General features: G+C 66.2%; 1 protein-coding gene. It reads left to right on the plus strand.

Annotation, left to right across the window (positions count from 1 at the left end):
- Positions 1–1041: 1041 nt before the first annotated feature.
- The coding region (locus AB0M97_RS30800) for a DEAD/DEAH box helicase family protein (protein WP_365964271.1) at positions 1042–1550 on the plus strand (509 nt) is incomplete at its 3' end.

Raw genomic sequence — 1550 nt, forward strand, 5'->3', positions numbered from 1 at the left:
GGCGACGTCGGCCAGGCCCATTTCCGCGGTCTGCTTGTCGTTGACGCGGTGCACCACGCACCAGCGCGACCGCGAAGCGGGAGCGCTGGTGCCTCGCGGAGCGAGGCACCCACCCGCCCTGCTTCGCAGGGCGGGTGACGCTCCGTTCGCTGCGCTCTCGGAGCTGCGAGAGCTGCGCCCTCGCGAGGGGGCTTCCGTTTCACTTCAGACCCCTTGGGGCGGGTCCGCTGCGCTCCCCTCGCCTGGCGGCACTTCCGGCTTCGCCTGCAGTCCCTGGAGCTCGCTTGCGCGGGCCGGCTGGCTACGGAAGGGGTGGCCTAGGGTTGGTTGCTTTCGGTGGGTGGAGCCCACGGGTTGGGCTCCGGGGTGGGGTGCGGTGGTGGGGGGTCCGAGGCGAAGAACGTGCGCATCTTTGTTTTCCAGCCCTGTCGGGGTGAGGGCGATGCTTGGACTTCTCCTTGGTGGTGGACGAGTTGGGCGGTGCTTATCCGAATGTGGCACGCGTTGTGCTGGTTGGTGAGAGATACCAGCCAGGTGCCGTCTGGTGTACGGAAGGCTGATCTGGCGGGCTGATCTCCGGGGCGGGTGCGTTTGTTCATGAGAGGCGGTGTGTAGTGGAGTGCTGCGTCTTCGGCGACCGCGGCGGCCTCTGTCTCGTCGCCTTCTATGCGGTGAGTGCCTGTCAGTCTCCAGCGGTGGAGTTTCAGGGAAGTGCCGTCGACGCGTCTGGACTCGCGTGTGTCTTCTTCGATGAGTACGTACCAGGAGGCGGTGGTCGTCACGAGGGGCATCGTAGTCTTCGGAGGTGAACTTCAGACTTCCTGTGCTTCATTTTTAGTAGCCCGATAGACTCTGGGATTGATTCATGCCGACAGGGAGCGGTTCGGTCGTCTCGGTTGAAGTCTCTGCGGGAGTCTCGCGGTCTTCGCAGGGGTGACAGGTCCGGGCATGCGGTGACCGTCACCATGGCTCTCACGTGCATGCTTGTGCTTCCTGCCAGGTGGGATCCCTCATCTGGCGAGTGGGAGAAGGAAGGCGTACATGGCAGCAAGGGAACTCCGTCCCCATCAGCGAGAAGCCGTGGACGCGGTGCTGCGCGCTCTCGAATTGCCTGCAAAATCTACTGTGCCCCCGCGAGGGCTCCGGACTCAGGTGATCATGGCGACCGGGTCGGGCAAGAGCCTCGTGGCCACCCGGGCGGCGGAGGAGCTGCGTGCGGGCCGTGTGCTGGTGCTCGTGCCCTCGCTGGATCTGCTCGCGCAGACCGAGGCCGCGTGGCGCGAGGGCGGTCGTACGGGCCCGATGGTCGGGGTGTCGTCCCTGCGGGGCGATGACATGCCCTTCCCCAACACCACGGACGTGGAGGAACTGGTCGACTGGGTGCGCCCGTTCGACAAGGTCACCGTGTTCGCCACGTACGCCTCGCTCGGGCTGGGCACACTGGAGCGCGCGCATCAGGCCGGTCTTCCTGGGTGGGACCTGATCGTGGTCGATGAGGCGCACCGGACGTCGGGTCTGCTGGGCAAGCCGTGGGCGGTCGTCCACGACAA

It is taken from the genome of Streptomyces sp. NPDC051207 (assembly GCF_040682395.1).
Lineage (GTDB): Bacteria > Actinomycetota > Actinomycetes > Streptomycetales > Streptomycetaceae > Streptomyces.